At 51.7% G+C, this 15,335-nt stretch carries 17 protein-coding genes; 14 read left to right on the top strand and 3 right to left on the bottom strand.

Annotated elements, in window-relative coordinates:
* Positions 1–8: 8 nt before the first annotated feature.
* Both PBA01S_RS21165 and PBA01S_RS21160 read left to right on the top strand, forming a co-directional pair.
* Complete coding sequence (locus PBA01S_RS21165) at positions 9–848, top strand: carbohydrate ABC transporter permease (RefSeq protein ID WP_085170667.1); 840 nt, start codon at positions 9–11, stop codon at positions 846–848.
* Between the two features lie 30 nt (positions 849–878).
* Positions 879–3,089, top strand: coding sequence for an alpha-L-rhamnosidase-related protein (locus tag PBA01S_RS21160; RefSeq protein WP_085170668.1), 2,211 nt, complete (start codon positions 879–881; stop codon positions 3,087–3,089).
* A 77-nt stretch (positions 3,090–3,166) separates the two neighbouring features.
* On the opposite strand, the gene PBA01S_RS21155 is transcribed toward PBA01S_RS21160, so the two are convergent.
* Positions 3,167–3,355 carry a hypothetical protein gene (locus PBA01S_RS21155; protein ID WP_085170669.1) on the bottom strand — a complete coding sequence of 63 codons (189 nt, stop codon included), beginning with the start codon at positions 3,353–3,355 and terminating at the stop codon, positions 3,167–3,169.
* 233 nt (positions 3,356–3,588) lie between these two features.
* On the opposite strand from PBA01S_RS21155, the gene PBA01S_RS21150 reads away from it, so the two are divergent.
* The 7 genes from PBA01S_RS21150 (at position 3,589) to PBA01S_RS21120 (ending at position 9,845) form a co-directional block, all read left to right on the top strand.
* Entirely contained in the window at positions 3,589–4,458 is an 870-nt protein-coding gene (locus PBA01S_RS21150) for a cation diffusion facilitator family transporter (RefSeq protein WP_085170670.1), read from the top strand.
* A 471-nt stretch (positions 4,459–4,929) separates the two neighbouring features.
* Complete coding sequence (locus PBA01S_RS21145) at positions 4,930–6,183, top strand: SH3 domain-containing C40 family peptidase (RefSeq protein ID WP_127576678.1); 1,254 nt, start codon at positions 4,930–4,932, stop codon at positions 6,181–6,183.
* A gap of 175 nt (positions 6,184–6,358) precedes the next feature.
* A complete protein-coding gene (locus PBA01S_RS21140; RefSeq protein ID WP_085170671.1) occupies positions 6,359–6,862 on the top strand; it encodes a DUF948 domain-containing protein in 504 nt (167 codons plus the stop codon).
* Positions 6,863–7,042: 180 nt separating this feature from the next.
* Positions 7,043–8,197, top strand: a complete 1,155-nt coding sequence (locus PBA01S_RS21135) for a PP2C family protein-serine/threonine phosphatase (RefSeq protein ID WP_085170672.1) — start codon at positions 7,043–7,045, stop codon at positions 8,195–8,197.
* 71 nt (positions 8,198–8,268) lie between these two features.
* Positions 8,269–8,607 carry an STAS domain-containing protein gene (locus PBA01S_RS21130; RefSeq protein WP_127576677.1) on the top strand — a complete coding sequence of 113 codons (339 nt, stop codon included), beginning with the start codon at positions 8,269–8,271 and terminating at the stop codon, positions 8,605–8,607.
* Positions 8,608–8,625: 18 nt separating this feature from the next.
* Complete coding sequence (gene rsbW, locus PBA01S_RS21125; protein ID WP_016310852.1) at positions 8,626–9,075, top strand: anti-sigma B factor RsbW; 450 nt, start codon at positions 8,626–8,628, stop codon at positions 9,073–9,075.
* Positions 9,072–9,845 (top strand): sigma-70 family RNA polymerase sigma factor, encoded by a 774-nt coding sequence (locus PBA01S_RS21120; protein WP_127576676.1) that lies wholly within the window; start codon positions 9,072–9,074, stop codon positions 9,843–9,845. The genes rsbW and PBA01S_RS21120 overlap by 4 nt, the downstream gene beginning before the upstream one ends.
* 45 nt (positions 9,846–9,890) lie before the next feature.
* Here PBA01S_RS21120 and PBA01S_RS21115 read toward each other — a convergent pair whose 3' ends face one another.
* Entirely contained in the window at positions 9,891–10,109 is a 219-nt protein-coding gene (locus PBA01S_RS21115) for a hypothetical protein (protein ID WP_016310854.1), read from the bottom strand.
* Between the two features lie 188 nt (positions 10,110–10,297).
* On the opposite strand from PBA01S_RS21115, the gene PBA01S_RS21110 reads away from it, so the two are divergent.
* Positions 10,298–11,308: an asparaginase gene (locus PBA01S_RS21110; protein WP_127576675.1), complete on the top strand. Its 1,011-nt coding sequence runs from the start codon at positions 10,298–10,300 to the stop codon at positions 11,306–11,308.
* Positions 11,309–11,332: 24 nt separating this feature from the next.
* Here the strand turns inward: PBA01S_RS21110 and PBA01S_RS21105 are convergent, their stop codons facing one another.
* Positions 11,333–11,560 (bottom strand): DUF1128 family protein, encoded by a 228-nt coding sequence (locus PBA01S_RS21105; protein ID WP_009226836.1) that lies wholly within the window; start codon positions 11,558–11,560, stop codon positions 11,333–11,335.
* Positions 11,561–11,694: 134 nt separating this feature from the next.
* Between PBA01S_RS21105 and yyaC the strand changes: the two genes are divergently transcribed.
* From yyaC to PBA01S_RS21085, 4 genes are all read left to right on the top strand, one after another.
* The gene (gene yyaC, locus PBA01S_RS21100) at positions 11,695–12,222 is read left to right on the top strand and encodes a spore protease YyaC (RefSeq protein WP_127576674.1); all 528 of its coding nucleotides are present in this window, start codon (positions 11,695–11,697) and stop codon (positions 12,220–12,222) included.
* A gap of 174 nt (positions 12,223–12,396) precedes the next feature.
* Entirely contained in the window at positions 12,397–13,203 is an 807-nt protein-coding gene (locus tag PBA01S_RS21095) for an alpha/beta fold hydrolase (RefSeq protein ID WP_127576673.1), read from the top strand.
* A 151-nt stretch (positions 13,204–13,354) separates the two neighbouring features.
* Positions 13,355–14,002 carry a DUF6483 family protein gene (locus tag PBA01S_RS21090; protein WP_255315408.1) on the top strand — a complete coding sequence of 216 codons (648 nt, stop codon included), beginning with the start codon at positions 13,355–13,357 and terminating at the stop codon, positions 14,000–14,002.
* 53 nt (positions 14,003–14,055) lie between these two features.
* On the top strand, positions 14,056–15,237 hold the full coding sequence (locus PBA01S_RS21085) for a class I SAM-dependent methyltransferase (protein WP_127576671.1): 1,182 nt from the start codon (positions 14,056–14,058) through the stop codon (positions 15,235–15,237).
* The last annotated feature ends 98 nt before the right edge of the window (positions 15,238–15,335 follow it).

Here is a 15,335-nt window from a genome sequence, read left to right as displayed (position 1 = left end):
GCATCACGATGAACCTTGCGACCAAGAGATTCAGCCCGGCCCAGATCCTGAGCCTGTTGATCCTTATAGCCGGAGCTGCGGTCGTGCTCGTGCCGCTGTTGTGGACTTTTTTTACATCCCTGAAGACGCCGGCGGAAGTGTTTAAGGACAACTTCTTCCCGGCGAAGTGGCTATGGAGCAACTATTCCGATGCCGTTCAGGCGATTCCGTTTTTTAATTTTTTACTGAATACGCTGACGATTTTAGTACCAGTTCTGATTGGAACGGTTTTTTCCTCTGCACTGTGTGCTTACGGCTTTGCCAGATTTCGTTTTAAGGGAAAAAAGACGCTGTTCCTGGTGCTGCTCGCGACGATGATGCTGCCTTCCCAAGTCACGATGATTCCGATGTTCATCATGTTTAAGGAAGCAGGCTGGGTGGATACGTTTCTGCCTTTGATTGTGCCCGCCTTTTTCGGAGGAGGTGCCTTTAACATCTTCTTGATTCGTCAATTTATTCGGGGCATCCCGCGGGATCTGGACGAGTCAGCGTTTGTGGATGGAGCCAACCGGCTGCAGATCTTTATTCGAATCATTCTCCCCTTATCGATGCCGCCGTTGATTGCCGTGTCCATTTTTACCTTTATGGGGGTTTGGAACGATTTCCAAGGTCCGCTGATTTATTTGAATTCCAATGAGAAATATACCCTGGCACTGGGGCTTTCCATGTTCAAGGGGTTGTACAACGTAGAGTGGAATATGCTGATGGCGGCCACAATTCTTGTGATGCTGCCGGCTCTGATCGTATTCTTTGCTGTCCAGAAGTATTTCATCGAAGGGATCTCCATCTCTTCGGCCGTTAAGGGCTAAGCGAATCTACTAACAATGAGGAGAATGTTCATGACCGGACTAAGCAGCAAACATCCGTTTAACTTATATTACAACGCCGGGGAATATATCAAAATTTGCGGGGCGCAGGACGGGACTTTTCCCGATTTCGGGCATCATGTCGCCAATGAAATGGGAGGTGTATGGCTGCATCCAATCAAGCTGCTCGACGGCTTCTGGCTGAAGGTAACCGATTTGGATCGGGGGATTTCCGTTTGGACTCGGGCGGATACGTTTACGAACGAGCCTTGGGGAAGCCGCTTCGAGTATGACCATGGGCTCAGTCATATTCCGGTGTCCATCGAGCGGATTCAATTTGCACCTGAGCGGGAAAAAGGCTTTATCGCCAAGTACCGAGTGCAGGCTTACGAAGGAGAAACCGTGCGGCTAGGATTGGAATTGCTCGCCCGGACGGACCTTCGCCCGGTGTGGTTCTCGGATCATATGGGGATTGTCGATGGCGAACGGGACGAACCAATGGAAACAGCGGATTGCAAGGTTCTGGTAAAGGATTCGGCACATCCGTGGTTCGTACAGATTGGTACGGACTTGCCGGAGCCCCATGTAGAAACGGGAACGTCGTTATATGGGCCTGAGTTCACTGCCGGAGCGGGTTGCGGCGTTGCGTTTCGGGCGCAGATCGAGTTGGCCGGCCAGGAGACGTTTGAATTTCGGCTGTTTGCTGCAGGATCGTGTGCCTCGCAAGAGGAATGCACTCAAACCTATGAGCGATTGACCTTGCGGTACGAAGCACTTCTGGCGGAAAAACAGGCGGCTTATCGAGAGATCGAGGCGCGAGCGCGCTTGGAAATTGCCGGAGAGACGCTGTTGAACGAAGCGTTTGCCTGGGCCAAATGGAACAATCAATGGCTAGTGCAAACCGTAGATCAACTGGGTCGCGGCCTAACAGCCGGGGGGCCCACTTACCCGTGGTGGTTCGGCTGTGACAGTACGTATGCTTTGCAAGGCGTGCTTGCGATCGGAGACGCCCAGCTGGCGATCGACACGCTGGAGCTGCTGCGAAGCAAATCGGAAGAAGTCAACGGCAACGGTAGAATCGTCCACGAGATCACGACGATGGGGGCGGTTGCGAATCCGGGGAATACCCAAGAGACGGCACATTACATCGCATTTGTATGGGATTTATTTGAGTGGACCGGCGACGAAGAACTATTGCGTCGCCATTACGAATATTGCGTGAAAGGGATGGATTGGCTCCTTGGAGAAATGGACGGCGACGGGGACTTATTCCCTTCCGGTTACGGCATTATTGAGATCGCAGGGCTCAACATGGAATTGATCGACAGCGCAGTTTATACGGCGAAAGCACTTCAGGCCATGGCCGCGATGAGCGAGCAGCTTGGTGAATCTGCAAATGCCGTCAAATACCGCGAGCTGGCGAAACGGGCGGTAGCTGCCGTGAATCAGGCGTACTGGTGTGAAGATGAAGGTCTGTACGGTGATGCGATTGCCCCTCGTGAAGCGGTTGAGGCCAAGGCAGATGTGATGATCTCCCTTGCCCGCAAGCAAGGAATCGCCGGGTATGAGGAATATATTAGGAGTTTGCTGCAACGAACGACCGGTCATGTAGGTGACCAGGCATGGCTATTAAACAAGAACTGGGTCATCGTTACCCCTATGGAGGTGGGGATCGCGGATCCGGACAAAGCAGCTAGGGCGCTTGCGACGATGCGGACGGAGGAGTTTATCGGTCCATACGGAACGTATCTATCAGGGATTTACAAGCAAGGGACGATGACGATTTCAACGGGGGTCCACGCTGTGGCTGAAGCGGCTAACGGCCATCCGGACGAAGCGCTGGAGCTGCTGCGTCGCTTGCTGCGCACCTTCTCCGTGGCTTTGCCCGGGTCTTTCACGGAAATGTCTCCAGACTACGGCTGTGTTGTACAGGCTTGGACCCTTTACGCGCTGGCGGTCCCGTTGATCCGTCACTTCTTTGGCGTCCGTCCACAGGCACACCGGCGTTTGCTACAATTGAAGCCGCAGCTTCCTAGCGCATGGCACGATAAGGAGTGCAAACTGGAAGGTCTGCGCATTGCGGACGCAAGCTTTGACTTGTGCATCCAACCGGCGAAAGAAGGCGAGGGCCATCTCGTTACGGTACGAAATGAGCAAAGATGGACCGTGGCGTTGGAGCTAAACGGTGAATGCAGGGAAAGCGACGCGGCTTGGATTCAGTGGGAAATTACACCGAGGAACTAACTGTATCTGACTCGATCAGAAATTAGAAGAGGCCCATGCGATTGCGGCATGGGCCTCTTACTGCACCTCTTACGTTCTTACGAGCCGCCCGTCCGGCGGCGCTGGTTGTTCGGTTTCTTATTATTTTGGCTCTTCAGTGTTTTGGTTTGAAAACTGTCTTTCAATCCCGGTTTGTTGCCGTTTTGCTGCTGCTGCTTTTTCTGTTGCAGTTTTTGGCGCATCGCTTCGGCCAAATCGATTTTACGTGGTTCTTGATTTTCCGTCACGCTGATCATCTCCTTGACATTGGAAAGGGGGTGTCCCTATTTTATACGTTTTTAAATGCGCGTACAACGGGAATAATGATGAAGGCTTGCTTTTCCCGGGGGCAACACTGTTTCTCTAGACTTACACGGGGTTGATTTGCTACGATGATAAAACGCTTTTGATGTATTGTTTTGAACTGAGAGCTTGAAGAAGTAGGTTATTGGCTTCGGGGAGAAGTCTGGAGGTGCGGGACTTGGATATTTACGACGATATACGCAAAGGGGAACGCGGAGCTTGGGTAAGCATTGCCGCTTATTTATTGCTGTCCGCTTTCAAATTAATCAGCGGGTTTGTGTTTGATTCAAGCGCGCTGCTTGCCGACGGGTTTAACAACCTTACGGATATCGTGGCTTCGGTGGCAGTGCTGATCGGACTTAGAATCTCACAGAAGCCGCCGGACTCCGACCATGCTTACGGTCATTTTCGTGCGGAGACGATTGCTGCATTAGTCGCTTCTTTTATTATGGCGATGGTTGGTATCCAAGTCATCATTGGTGCGGTCCGGTCATTGATCGAAGGTGTGCATAGCGAGCCAGACATTCTGTCGGCTCTGATCGCTATTGTGTGTGCTCTGGCGATGGGCGGAGTCTATGCTTACAACCGCAGGCTGGCGAAGCAGATTAACAATCAGGCGCTCATGGCGGCGGCCAAGGATAATTTGTCGGATGCGCTGGTGAGTGTGGGCGCAGCAGTTGGGATTATCGGGGCTCAATTCGGGCTGCCGTGGCTGGACGTAGTTGCTGCGATTGCGGTAGGTTTGCTTATTTGTAAAACCGCTTGGGATATTTTCCGCCAATCGACGCATAATCTGACCGATGGATTTGATGAAAAGGAGCTGGGCGACCTGCGCAGCACCATTGCCCGAACTCAAGGCGTGGAAGGAATTAAAGACTTAAAGGCCCGGGTTCACGGGAATCACGTGCTGGTCGATGTTGTCATTGAGGTAGATCCGCAATTGACGGTGATCGAAAGTCATAAGATCAGTGACCGGGTTGAGGAACGGATGAGAAAGAAGCAAAACGTCATGCATGTTCACGTTCATATTGAGCCTAAAGAAAGATAGGACTCGATTTTGGACGGGAAGTCATAAGGATGATTGAAGAATTAGGATGAAGGTGAAAACAAGCCCGAATGGACAGGCCTAAGGTAACATTTACCAAGCCTGCCGTTCGGGCTTTTTTGGCGAAAAGCGGGCATTTGTCCCTAAAAAATAGGCCGATTGGATAAATTGGAATTAATATGTAATTTATGCGGTTACATGCGAAATCGGGTACTTTCGTTGCAGAAATCCGGTGCCATTGCACGGGGAGGGCTGCTATAGGTTACATTCGTCCAGTTTTTATAGGTCGATTGCCTCTAATTCCGATAGGTAAAATCTAGGGCCATTGTCTTTGAAAGCGCTTTTCTATAAAGTGATCTTCGACCGATTTAGACTAATTTCGACAATCGTTATAATGGGTGCAAGAACTAAAGAAAGGAGATTTTGGAACAAGACGAACACCAAGAACTTACACTAGGAGGCAGGATAACACCCATGAAAATGAAACGAAGCGTAGCCATCACATTGTTGAGTGCCATTCTTCTCTCTACTTATACAGCCGTCCCTCATCAGGCATCCGCCGCAACTGCAACCTCACAATCGATCACCAAAGGCCATATTGTCGGCGGTGTCAATTTCCGTGACAAACCTTCCACATCGGGGAAAGTGATTGGATTTCTGAAAAAAGGCTCCGAAGTCACCGTATTGGATCAAAGCAATAAATATTTCTATCTCGTACAAACCGAAGATGGGAGCACCGGTTACGTTAGTTCGAACGAAAAATACATTCAACTGGAAACTGTAAGCACCGCTCCTTCCCAACCTTCGCTCAATTTGCCTGCAACGGTGACCTACGGCGTCAATCTGCGTGATCAACCGTCCACCTCGGGCAACGTTATTACAATGCTTCGCAAAGGGACGACGTTAACGATTCTCGAGCAAAGCAATGAGTATTTCTATAAAGTACAGACGGCAGACGGGATGAAAGGTTACGTTAGTACGAGCGAAAAGTACATTCAACTGGAAACTGTAAGCACTACACCTTCCCAACCTTCGCTCAACTTGCCTGCAACGGTGACCTACGGCGTCAACCTGCGTGACCAACCGTCCACCTCGGGCAACGTCATTACGATGCTTCGCAAAGGGACGACGTTAACGATTCTCGAGCAAAGTAATGAGAATTTCTATAAAGTACAGACGGCAGACGGGATGAAAGGTTACGTTAGTACGAATAATAAATATTTGGAAATTGGAGGACAATCTGGCACACCTCAGCCAACGCCTACTCCCGCTCCTTCCATTGGGATCAGCCAGCAAATCGAGCAGGTGATTCAAGCCGGTATGAAATACCTTGGCACTCCGTATGAGTACGGCTCCAGCCGCAGCAATACGGATACGTTTGACTGCTCTGATTTCGTTAGACAAGCCTATAAGGATGCTTTGGGCATCACGCTCCCTGCGGATTCCCGTAAACAAGGGGATTACATAAAGAGCAATGGAACAGCCGTATACAGCATCGATCAATTGAAGCGCGGTGATTTGGTCTTCTTCATGAGCTACAAAGGCTCTTCGGCCAAGTCTTACCAAGGAATCGACAAGCAAAGCCAACGGATTACCCACGTTGCGATCTATCTTGGCGACGGTCAGCTCTTGCACACCTATTCTAATGAAGCTGGCGGAGTGATTGTCGACAAGCTTGACGGCTCCTGGGTTTACCGCTTTATGTTTGGTGGCAGCGTCCTGAAATAAATCAAATCACCGTTTGGCCCCGTTCTTGAGTAAGGAAGTGGCCAAGCGGTTTTTTCATTTTTACGTCGAAAGAAGTAATCTTATTTCACGGTTCTACGCACACTTCCGCCCATTTTCGTGTATAGTTAAGGAAAGAATGGGTGAACGCCCAAGGACGGAAAGCGAGGAACCAGGTATGATTTGGGAGATCAGCGTGGCGGTGGCTGCAGCGGCCTTTGTGGTGCTTGTCGTTTATTTGGTCAAGACGCTGAAAGCGGCGGAACATTCGCTGAAGACGACCACCGAAACATTGAAGGACGTACAAAAAACGATTGATGCGCTCGGCAACGACGTCCGGCAGGTCGTCCGGCAAGCGAATGAACTGACCGGCGACATTCAGCACAAAATGAAGCAGATCGACCCGCTGATGGAATCGGTTAAACATGCGGGGGAAGTGCTAAGTGAAGTGACGTTGGCAACAAAGCAGGTTTCGGCAGCCCTTGCCCGCCGTATCGCCAGCCGTCCGCTGTCGGCCAAGCGTAAAGCTCCGGCATCTCCGGCCCCGGCAACTTCTGTACCTTCACTCCAGCCGCTGCAAGCTGAAGGAGAGCAGCCGGAGCAAGAAACGAATCGTAAATCGGCGAATTGGGTCAAATGGGTGGATGTCGCCGCCGATGTCTGGCAGAAGTATCGAAGTTAAGCGGAAGTGAAACGCCATTCAAATTTGCCGTTTCAACCAAAGATGGACTGGGTAATGTACTCTATTACTCAAGCCTTGCCCGCATTGTGAATCGAGAAGGAACGGGAAAGCGCCCCGTTCCTTCTTTTTTCAATATGATTCGTATAGCACTTCTAAGTCTCATTGGATAAGGAGATAATGATGCGAATATTGATCGTTGACGACAATCCGACAAATACCATGATCATACGTGAGATTTTAAAGAAGGAAAATTATCGCAACACGGTCACCGTCACTTCAGCCCGGGACATGTTCGAGCGGCTTGGTGTCAAAGATTTGGATTTGATTGAAGAAAGCGGACCATCTGATGTGGATTTGATCCTGCTGGATATGATGATGCCGGAGATGGACGGGATTCAGGCTTGTCGGATCTTGCAGCGCTCCGAACATCTGAAGGAGATTCCTGTTATCGTAGTTACAGCCGTTGGGGATTCCCACAAGCTGGCGGAAGCGTTGGATGCCGGAGCTGTAGATTATGTGACGAAACCGATCAACAAGGTGGAGCTGATGGCGCGAATTCGTCTGGCACTGCGGCTGAAGCTGGAGAAGGACTGGCATCGGAACCGGGATCAGCGCATCCAGGAGGAATTGAAGCTTGCGTCGCTGGTTCAAAATGCGGTCCTTAGCGCCCCGATCCGTGATTCGGAGTTCGAAATCGATGCCCTATACAAGCCTTCTTATGAGTTGGCCGGAGATTTGTACTCCTGGTATTCGCTTGGTGAAGGGAAGTATGCAGTGATCCTGCTGGATATGATGGGGCATGGCATTTCTTCTTCTCTCTTCTGTATGTTCATCTCCTCTGTTCTCAAAGATACCGTGTTTACCTATGTGGAACCGAAGCTGGTCATTGAGGAGCTAAACCGCCGCTTTATCCAGCTGCATATTGAAAGCAAATTGATTCAATATTATTTCACCGCCATCTATCTTGTGGTGGATACCCGGCGCAAAGTGATCGAATACGTGAATGCCGGACATCCCCCAGCCCTCCTCTACACGGATAAGAAGCAACCCGTTCGTTTTGATCAAGTGGGGCCTCCCGTAGGCTTGTTTGATGGAATCGAAACCTATCCGCAGGTTCTACATTACGAAGGGCCCGGCCATCTCGTTCTCTACACCGACGGGTTGATAGATGGGCAGGAGAATTCCATAGAGGCGCGGCAGGCATGGCTGGAGGAGCAGTTGAAGACCTGCAGTCATCACTTCGACCGCGAGGCGATGAGTCGGTTGTTCTTCCAAGATGCCGCTCCGCTGAACCGAGAAGATGATAGATGTCTGGTCTGGATCTCGTTCAAATAACCCCCTTGATTCAGTCGTGGACAAGCTGGGTTATGTTGTATTAAGAAAACCTATTCCAGGGAGAGTATTTCATGAATACAAGAAAAAGTTTGAAATTTTCCACCACAACCCAACGAGAAAACGGAGTTATTACCGTATCGCTGCGAGGTGAGTTGGATTTGTCTGCAGCGCCGGATTTCCGGAAGGTGATGGATCCGCTGGTTGGCATCGATGACGCGGATTTAGTCCTGAATCTGAAGGAGTTGAAATACATCGACAGCACCGGAATCGGAATTTTTCTGTCCATCTTAAAGGCTAGGCAAGGGATGAACTCGAGTTTTTACGTGCAGGAAGTACCGGACCATATCCGGAAGTTGTTTGAAATGACGGGGATCGCTAAGTTTTTCGCGGAGCAGGAGAACTCCCAATAAGGAAAGGATCGAGTCTTAATGATAGAAGAAACAGAGAGAATTGTCATCAGCCTACCGGCTACGGCAGAATACGTGGATATTGTTAGGCTGAATCTGTACGGTATTGCTTCCAAGATGGGATTTTCGTACGAGGAAATTGAAGACATGAAAGTGGCGGTATCCGAAGCTTGCAACAATACGGTGTTGTATGCGTACAAGCAGGATGCCGGCAAAATGGAAATCACGTTTGAGATCTTAACGGATGCTTTGTCTATTACGGTCAAAGATGAAGGGGAGAGCTTTGAGCCGTGGCGACAGGCTGGAGGCGTGACTCTACACGAAAAAGAGTTGAGCGAGGCCCCGATTGGCGGATTAGGTTTCTATCTGATGCAGGCGCTCATGGACGACGTCCGCGTGGAAACGCAATCCGGAAAAGGCACAAGGGTGACGATGGTCCGCCGACTCCAGAGGAGTGAAGAGAAGGTATGACCGATCGTGCGGCTCCCCAAGCTTCTTTGCACGAATCTACCCGCCTCATTCAGCTGTACCAGCAAACCAGAGACAATGAGATCGCCACGCAGTTAATCCGGAAATACGATTCGATGGTCAAAATGGCCGCCGCGAAAATTGCTCGAAATCGACCGGATTTGTACGAAGACCTCTACCAGGTGGGCGAAATGGCATTAGTGCGTTTGCTGCAGCAGTATGACAGCGAGCTGGGTATTCCGTTTGAACCGTATGCGATGAAGAGCATGATCGGACATATGAAAAATTATTTGCGCGACAAGTCTTGGTATATTCAAGTGCCGCGGAGAATTAAAGAAAAGGGAGCGCTGGTTCAGCAGGCGATTGATGAGCTGACGCTGAAGCTGGAGCGATCTCCCAATGTACAGGAGATCGCGGAGGTTCTGGAGCTCTCGGTGGAAGAAACGGTTGAGGTGCTGGCCGGACGGGATTGTTATCATTACGTGTCCCTGGATTCGCCCTTATCACCGGACGAAAGCGCCGTAACGCTGGGTGAAATGATCAGTGCGGATGCGGACGACTACGATGCGCTTGAGAACCGCATGGATTTGCAACAAGCGCTGGGACAATTAAAGGCGCAAGAACAGCAGGTTCTGTTGATGGCTTATCAGGAAGGGCAATCCCAAAGGTCCATTGCCCGGAAGCTGGGGATCTCTCAGATGAGTGTATCCCGCATTCAGAAGCGGGCGACCGAACGCCTGAAGCAAATCATGAATCATATGAACACCACATAAAGCGTTGCCTTGGGGATATGGGGGCGACGCTTTTTTTGCTTATATTTATTGTCCGGGATCAGGCAGCAAGCCGTCCTTCTTATCTTCCCGGTTGGTTTGCATAGCTTCCATATCTTCTCCCAGCTGAATGAGATCCTCCATGTCATTCACCATGGAGCCGTTCTCCGCTTCGTCGATGTCTTTATGCTCAGGATACTCGCCGGCTTGGGCAGCCCGGATTTGCCTCGTGACATACTGCTCCTGCAGGTCCTCGGGTTGGGTCATGGATGTAGCCTCCTTTGTTCTCTTATGAAACCGTAAATAGTTTGCACAAACGCCTTTATCGTATACCTGGCGCTCTCTTGCTTCTTGCTAGATGGCTCTATAGCCAGCGGGCTTCCAAAGTACTATACTGTGTAGGAATGGAGCAAAATGTGTGCAGGGAATGGATCAGGTTAAGGAGAGAACAAGAGATGAACTATAACGAAGCTTTGCTGGTGAATGAATATCGCGGGGGGCTGCTGGAATGCGCTCACTATGGTCATATTTGTATTGTTGATGAACGAGGAAACATTGTGGGGCGAGCGGGTAATCCCCAAGCCACCGTATTTACTCGCTCTGCGGCCAAGCCGATCCAGGCGATTCCAGGGATCCGTGCCGGAATTAAGGAGGCTTACGGGCTAACTGACGAGGAGATTGCCATTATGGCCGCTTCACACCGAGCTGAGGAGATCCATGTCGAGACGCTGAATCGAATTTTGGAGAAGACGGGGCTGACCGAAGAACGGCTCATTTGCGCTCCCAGCCTGCCGCTGGATCGAGTTGCCAAGGAACAGCTGCTTCGACAAGGCGGGACGTATCGCCGAATCTACCATAATTGTTCGGGTAAACATTTAGGCGTTCTGGCTTATTGCAAAATGAAAGGATACCCGTTGGAAAGCTATAATCATCCGGAGCATCCGGCTCAGAAGGAAATCTTGACGACGCTGGCGGGCTTGGCAGGGCTTACGGAAGCGCAGATTACTCTGGGTACAGATGGCTGCGGTTTTCCTGTGTTCGCCCTTCCGTTATCCGCTTTGGCTTCCGCCTATTTGAAGCTGGCATGTCCGGATTTGATCGAGGATACGGCTACCGCTGAGGCGGTCAGAGTGATTACCGGGGCGATGAACCGTCAACCCTTGCTGGTTGCTGGCACCGGGCGGGTGGATTCGATCCTGCTGGACGATCCGAATATCGTGGCCAAAGGCGGTTTTAAAGGGGTTTATGCGTTTGCTTTGCGCCGTGAGCGCGTGGGGATCACGTTTAAAATTCAGGACGGTTCCGAGGAAGAGTGGGGAATGATCGCTTTATCCGTACTGGAGCAGCTCGGATACGAAAACGAAGGAACGCTGCAGAAGCTCCGCGAGGCGTTCCCGTCTTCGATCAAGAACGATGAGGGCTGGGAAGTAGGGAAAGCCGAAACTGTGTTCCAGCTGGAACGCTAACTCTGAATCAGAGCCGCTTACCGGTTAGGCTTTGTTCCGCAGTCTTCCCAGTTCTTGAGCCAGCGCTTCCACTTCGGAGATGCTGAGCCGCTCTTTGCTCATGACGATGTCATAAACATCGCGGATATCATCATATTGGTTAACGTGGAATGCGGACGCCGACATCGCTGCTGCGGAAGCCATTTTCAGCTTGCTTTTGATCGCTTCGATCATGAACTCAATATTTTCCTTGCTCTTGATGGACAGATCCATAAGTTTTCATCCTTCCGATTTATGGGTTATTAGCTATTGTACCACGAGGGAAGCGGTTCATGAAATTTTGCGGCCTGGCGTCCGAATGCGTTACAATCAGGTTACGAAATACCGGGAGGGAGCGTGTCTAGGTCATGCAGGAACAGAAGGAATGGCCGGCAGCGGGAGTAAACCGGAGGAAGCTGAGCGGCGCGGAGCTGGCGGCTTTTTTTGCAGACATTCGTGCCCGGCATCTTCGTGAGGACGTTACATTTCTGTGCATCGGTACGGATCGGTCGACGGGAGACGCACTGGGGCCGTTGGTGGGAACGAAGCTGACCGAGCTGGGATTTGAGCACGTCATCGGGACACTCCGCGAGCCGTGTGACGCAACCAATCTGGAGAGGCGCATGGCCGAAATTCCCGAAGGGCGCGTGATCATCGCCATCGATGCCTGCCTGGGGATGGCCGATTCCGTAGGGACGTACCTCGTGTCCAGCCAGCCGCTGCAACCGGCCCGGTCCGTCGGAGCCAGCTTGCCTGAGGTCGGGCATTACAGCATCGCTGCAGTCGTGAACGTCAACGGTCCCAAGCCCTATTGGACGCTGCAGATGACCTCGCTGTACAAGGTCATGCAAATGGCCGATGAAATCGCGGACGCTGTGGCATCGGCGTTCCGGTGAGAAGGTTGGATGAAGCGAGGGACTGAGCAGCGGAGCGTACGTTTGGGGTACGTGAGCAGCGGAAGGCCCGGCTGAGTTCAAGATTCGATGTCGAACACGCTTCAAGATTCACCACGTGATCCGAAGATAACTTTTTGAACAACCTTTAAAATTGAGATGAAAGTGGGTAGCGTAATGGACAAAGTAACAGTCAACGGAACAACGATCGCCTATGAACAACAAGGACAGGGCGAAACAGTAGTTTTGCTGCACGGTTTCTGCGGCAGCTCCGCTTACTGGGAGAAGGTTCAGCCGCTGCTTGCCGAACAATATCAGGTCATCGCCCCCGACCTTCGGGGCCACGGGGCCACAACTGCGCCAGTCGGCGCGTATACGATCGATCAAATGGCGGATGATGTCGCTGGTCTGATGGAGGCGCTGGGCATCACCAAGTACACGCTGCTGGGTCATTCGATGGGAGGCTACACCGCCCTATCCTTAGCTCAGCGGTATCCAGATCGGTTGAATGCCTTTGGTTTGATCCACTCCACCGGCTTTCCGGACAGTGAAGAAGCGAAGGAGAAACGGCTTCAAGCGGTTTCCCGCATCCGGTCTGAAGGCATTACCCACTTTGTAGATGAGCTCGTGCCGGGGTTGTTTGCACCGGACAATGTCAGCAAACTTGGAGCTGAAGTGGATCGCGTGAAGGAGATTGGCTACAAGACGCCGCCTCAAGGGGCAACGGGAGCCGCGCTGGCGATGCGCGAGCGGCCCGACCGCCGCGACGTGATGGAGTCGACATCGCTTCCGCTGCTGCTGGTCGCAGGTGAAAACGATAACGTCGTACCGATGGCGCGGCTGTTTACGACTGAAGGACCCAACGTCACAAAGGCGGTCATCAAAGGCGCGGGCCACATGAGCATGTACGAAGCGCCGGAGCAGCTCACAGCCGTCATCGCCGATTTTATGCGCAGCGTCACGGGAAAGATCGTAGAAGTGTAAAACCTAGCAAGTCTAAACAACGTTTCGCAAGAATCAGCTAGTCGAACCGAGGCCAAAGAACCGGAGATTTCATGGAAAACTCCGGTTTTACGGCTTTTTTTGAATTGGCGGGAAGCCAGCCTTGAACTTAGGGACGAGAGGAGGAGTGTCCGTGCTGCGAAGAGATTACCTGATGAAGATGATCGAAGAAATGACGGAAATGCTGGGAAAAGTGTTTATGCTCAAACAGCAGAAAAAGAAGATCGAAGCATTATGGACGCTCGACGAGCTGTTTAAAAGGCAGTTTCGCTTGAGCTCCCATCTGCTGGAGAACTTACCTGCCAAAGACATCGTGCGCCTGTTTCAAAGCGGCGGGGAAATCGAGGCGGACAAGCTCCAAAGTCTGTCCCGTCTGCTCAAAGAAGAGGGAGACGTCTACGAGAGCTCTGGAGAGTCGGACGAAGCGGCAAAGCGCTGGATCAAATCATTTCATCTATACTTGACCGCTGCGCTCCATGGGGCGGACCGCTCCCTATGGGATCTGCCCTCGGCCATTGCTGAGCTGCAATCGCTGCTAAAGTCTTACCGTCTTCCGCCGGACACCGAATGGCTGGTGTTACAATGGGAAGAAGCGGAAGGCCGGTACGACCAGGCAGAAAATGCACTCTACCGCTTGCTGGAGGAAGGCCATGCTACTAAAGAAGAGGCGGTAGCGTTTTATCAGCGGTTGCTTGCGCTACCGCGAGATACACTTGCGGCGGGAGGCTTGCCGGTTGAAGAAGTTGAAGAAGGGCTTGCCGACGTCCAGGCTAAATTTTGAACAACCGTTATGATTTATTGACTACTATGCAGAAAGGCAGCTGTTAATCAATCATGGAATCACTGCGCAAACTCGCGAACGAACTGGCGGAGAAGGGCAGTCTGATCACAGCAACGATCAGCGGCCGCCGCAGACCGGGGGAGACGGAATACACGAAGGTTCAAATCAAACCGGTCGAAATCAAAAAGAGTTTACACTATCAATTTGCCTACCACTACCCCAACAAGGTGCTGCATCAAAATATCCCGGCTGACGGTTTCGCGGACGAGCTGGCGAAGTTGTTTGAGGAGTTCCGGCAAGGATTGCTGTGCACGGCGGAGGCCGATTATCAGGTCTTGATCAGCAAGAAGTTTAAGGTCACGATTCTGAAAAAAGCCCCCTCGCGTAAGCCGCTGGGGACGCTGACCCATAATCGGAAGAAGCAATATGTGTTGGAGGAAGGAACACCGGTTCCGTTTTTGGTGGAGCTCGGGATCATGAACGGGGAAGGCAAGGTGCTCGCTAAAAAGTACGATAAGTTCAAGCAAATCAACCGTTTCCTTGAAATGGTTCAGGATGTCCTTCCTCATTTACCGACGGGGCGGCCGCTGACCATCGTTGATTTTGGGTGCGGCAAATCCTATTTGACGTTTGCGCTGTATCATTATTTGGCCGTACAGCAGCAAAGAAAACTGAACGTGATTGGCTTGGACCTCAAGGCCGACGTAATCGAGCATTGCAGCGGGTTAGCACGCAAACTGCAGTATGACGATCTGAAGTTTCTTGTTGGCGACATCGCCGACTATGACGAGCTTAACGCGGTGGATATGGTCGTAACGCTCCACGCCTGCGACACGGCGACAGATGCAGCGCTGGAGAAAGCGGTGCGCTGGGGCGCATCGGTCATCCTGTCCGTGCCTTGCTGTCAGCATGAGCTGTTTAATCAGGTGCAAAACGAAGTGCTGCAGCCGCTGTTGGGTCATGGCATCCTGAAGGAGCGCTTCTCTGCACTGGCGACGGATGCGATTCGCGCTAAGCTGCTGGACGTGATGGGCTACAAAACGCAACTGCTGGAGTTCATCGATATGGAGCATACGCCGAAAAATATCCTGATCCGCGCCGTGAAATCGGGCGGAGGGAACGTGTTGCAGCTCTGGCGGGAGTATACGGTGTTCCGCGATTTCCTAAGCGCTGATCCGTACCTAGAGCGCGCTTGTCGCGATTTGCTGCCGGAGGCGGCAACGCAAAGTAACTGAGATTGAACCGGTTGGGAGGCGTCCCAACCGGTTTTTTTTGTGGTTTTGATAGGAGAGGGGGGCTGTTGCTGATACAGGGGGCACGCTAACTGCAAAAG

Source organism: Paenibacillus barengoltzii NBRC 101215, assembly GCF_004000745.1.
In the GTDB taxonomy this organism is placed as follows: Bacteria; Bacillota; Bacilli; order Paenibacillales; family Paenibacillaceae; genus Fontibacillus; species Fontibacillus barengoltzii.
The sequence above is the reverse complement of the archived record's forward strand: the minus strand, read 5'-3'. Positions and strand labels throughout refer to the sequence as shown.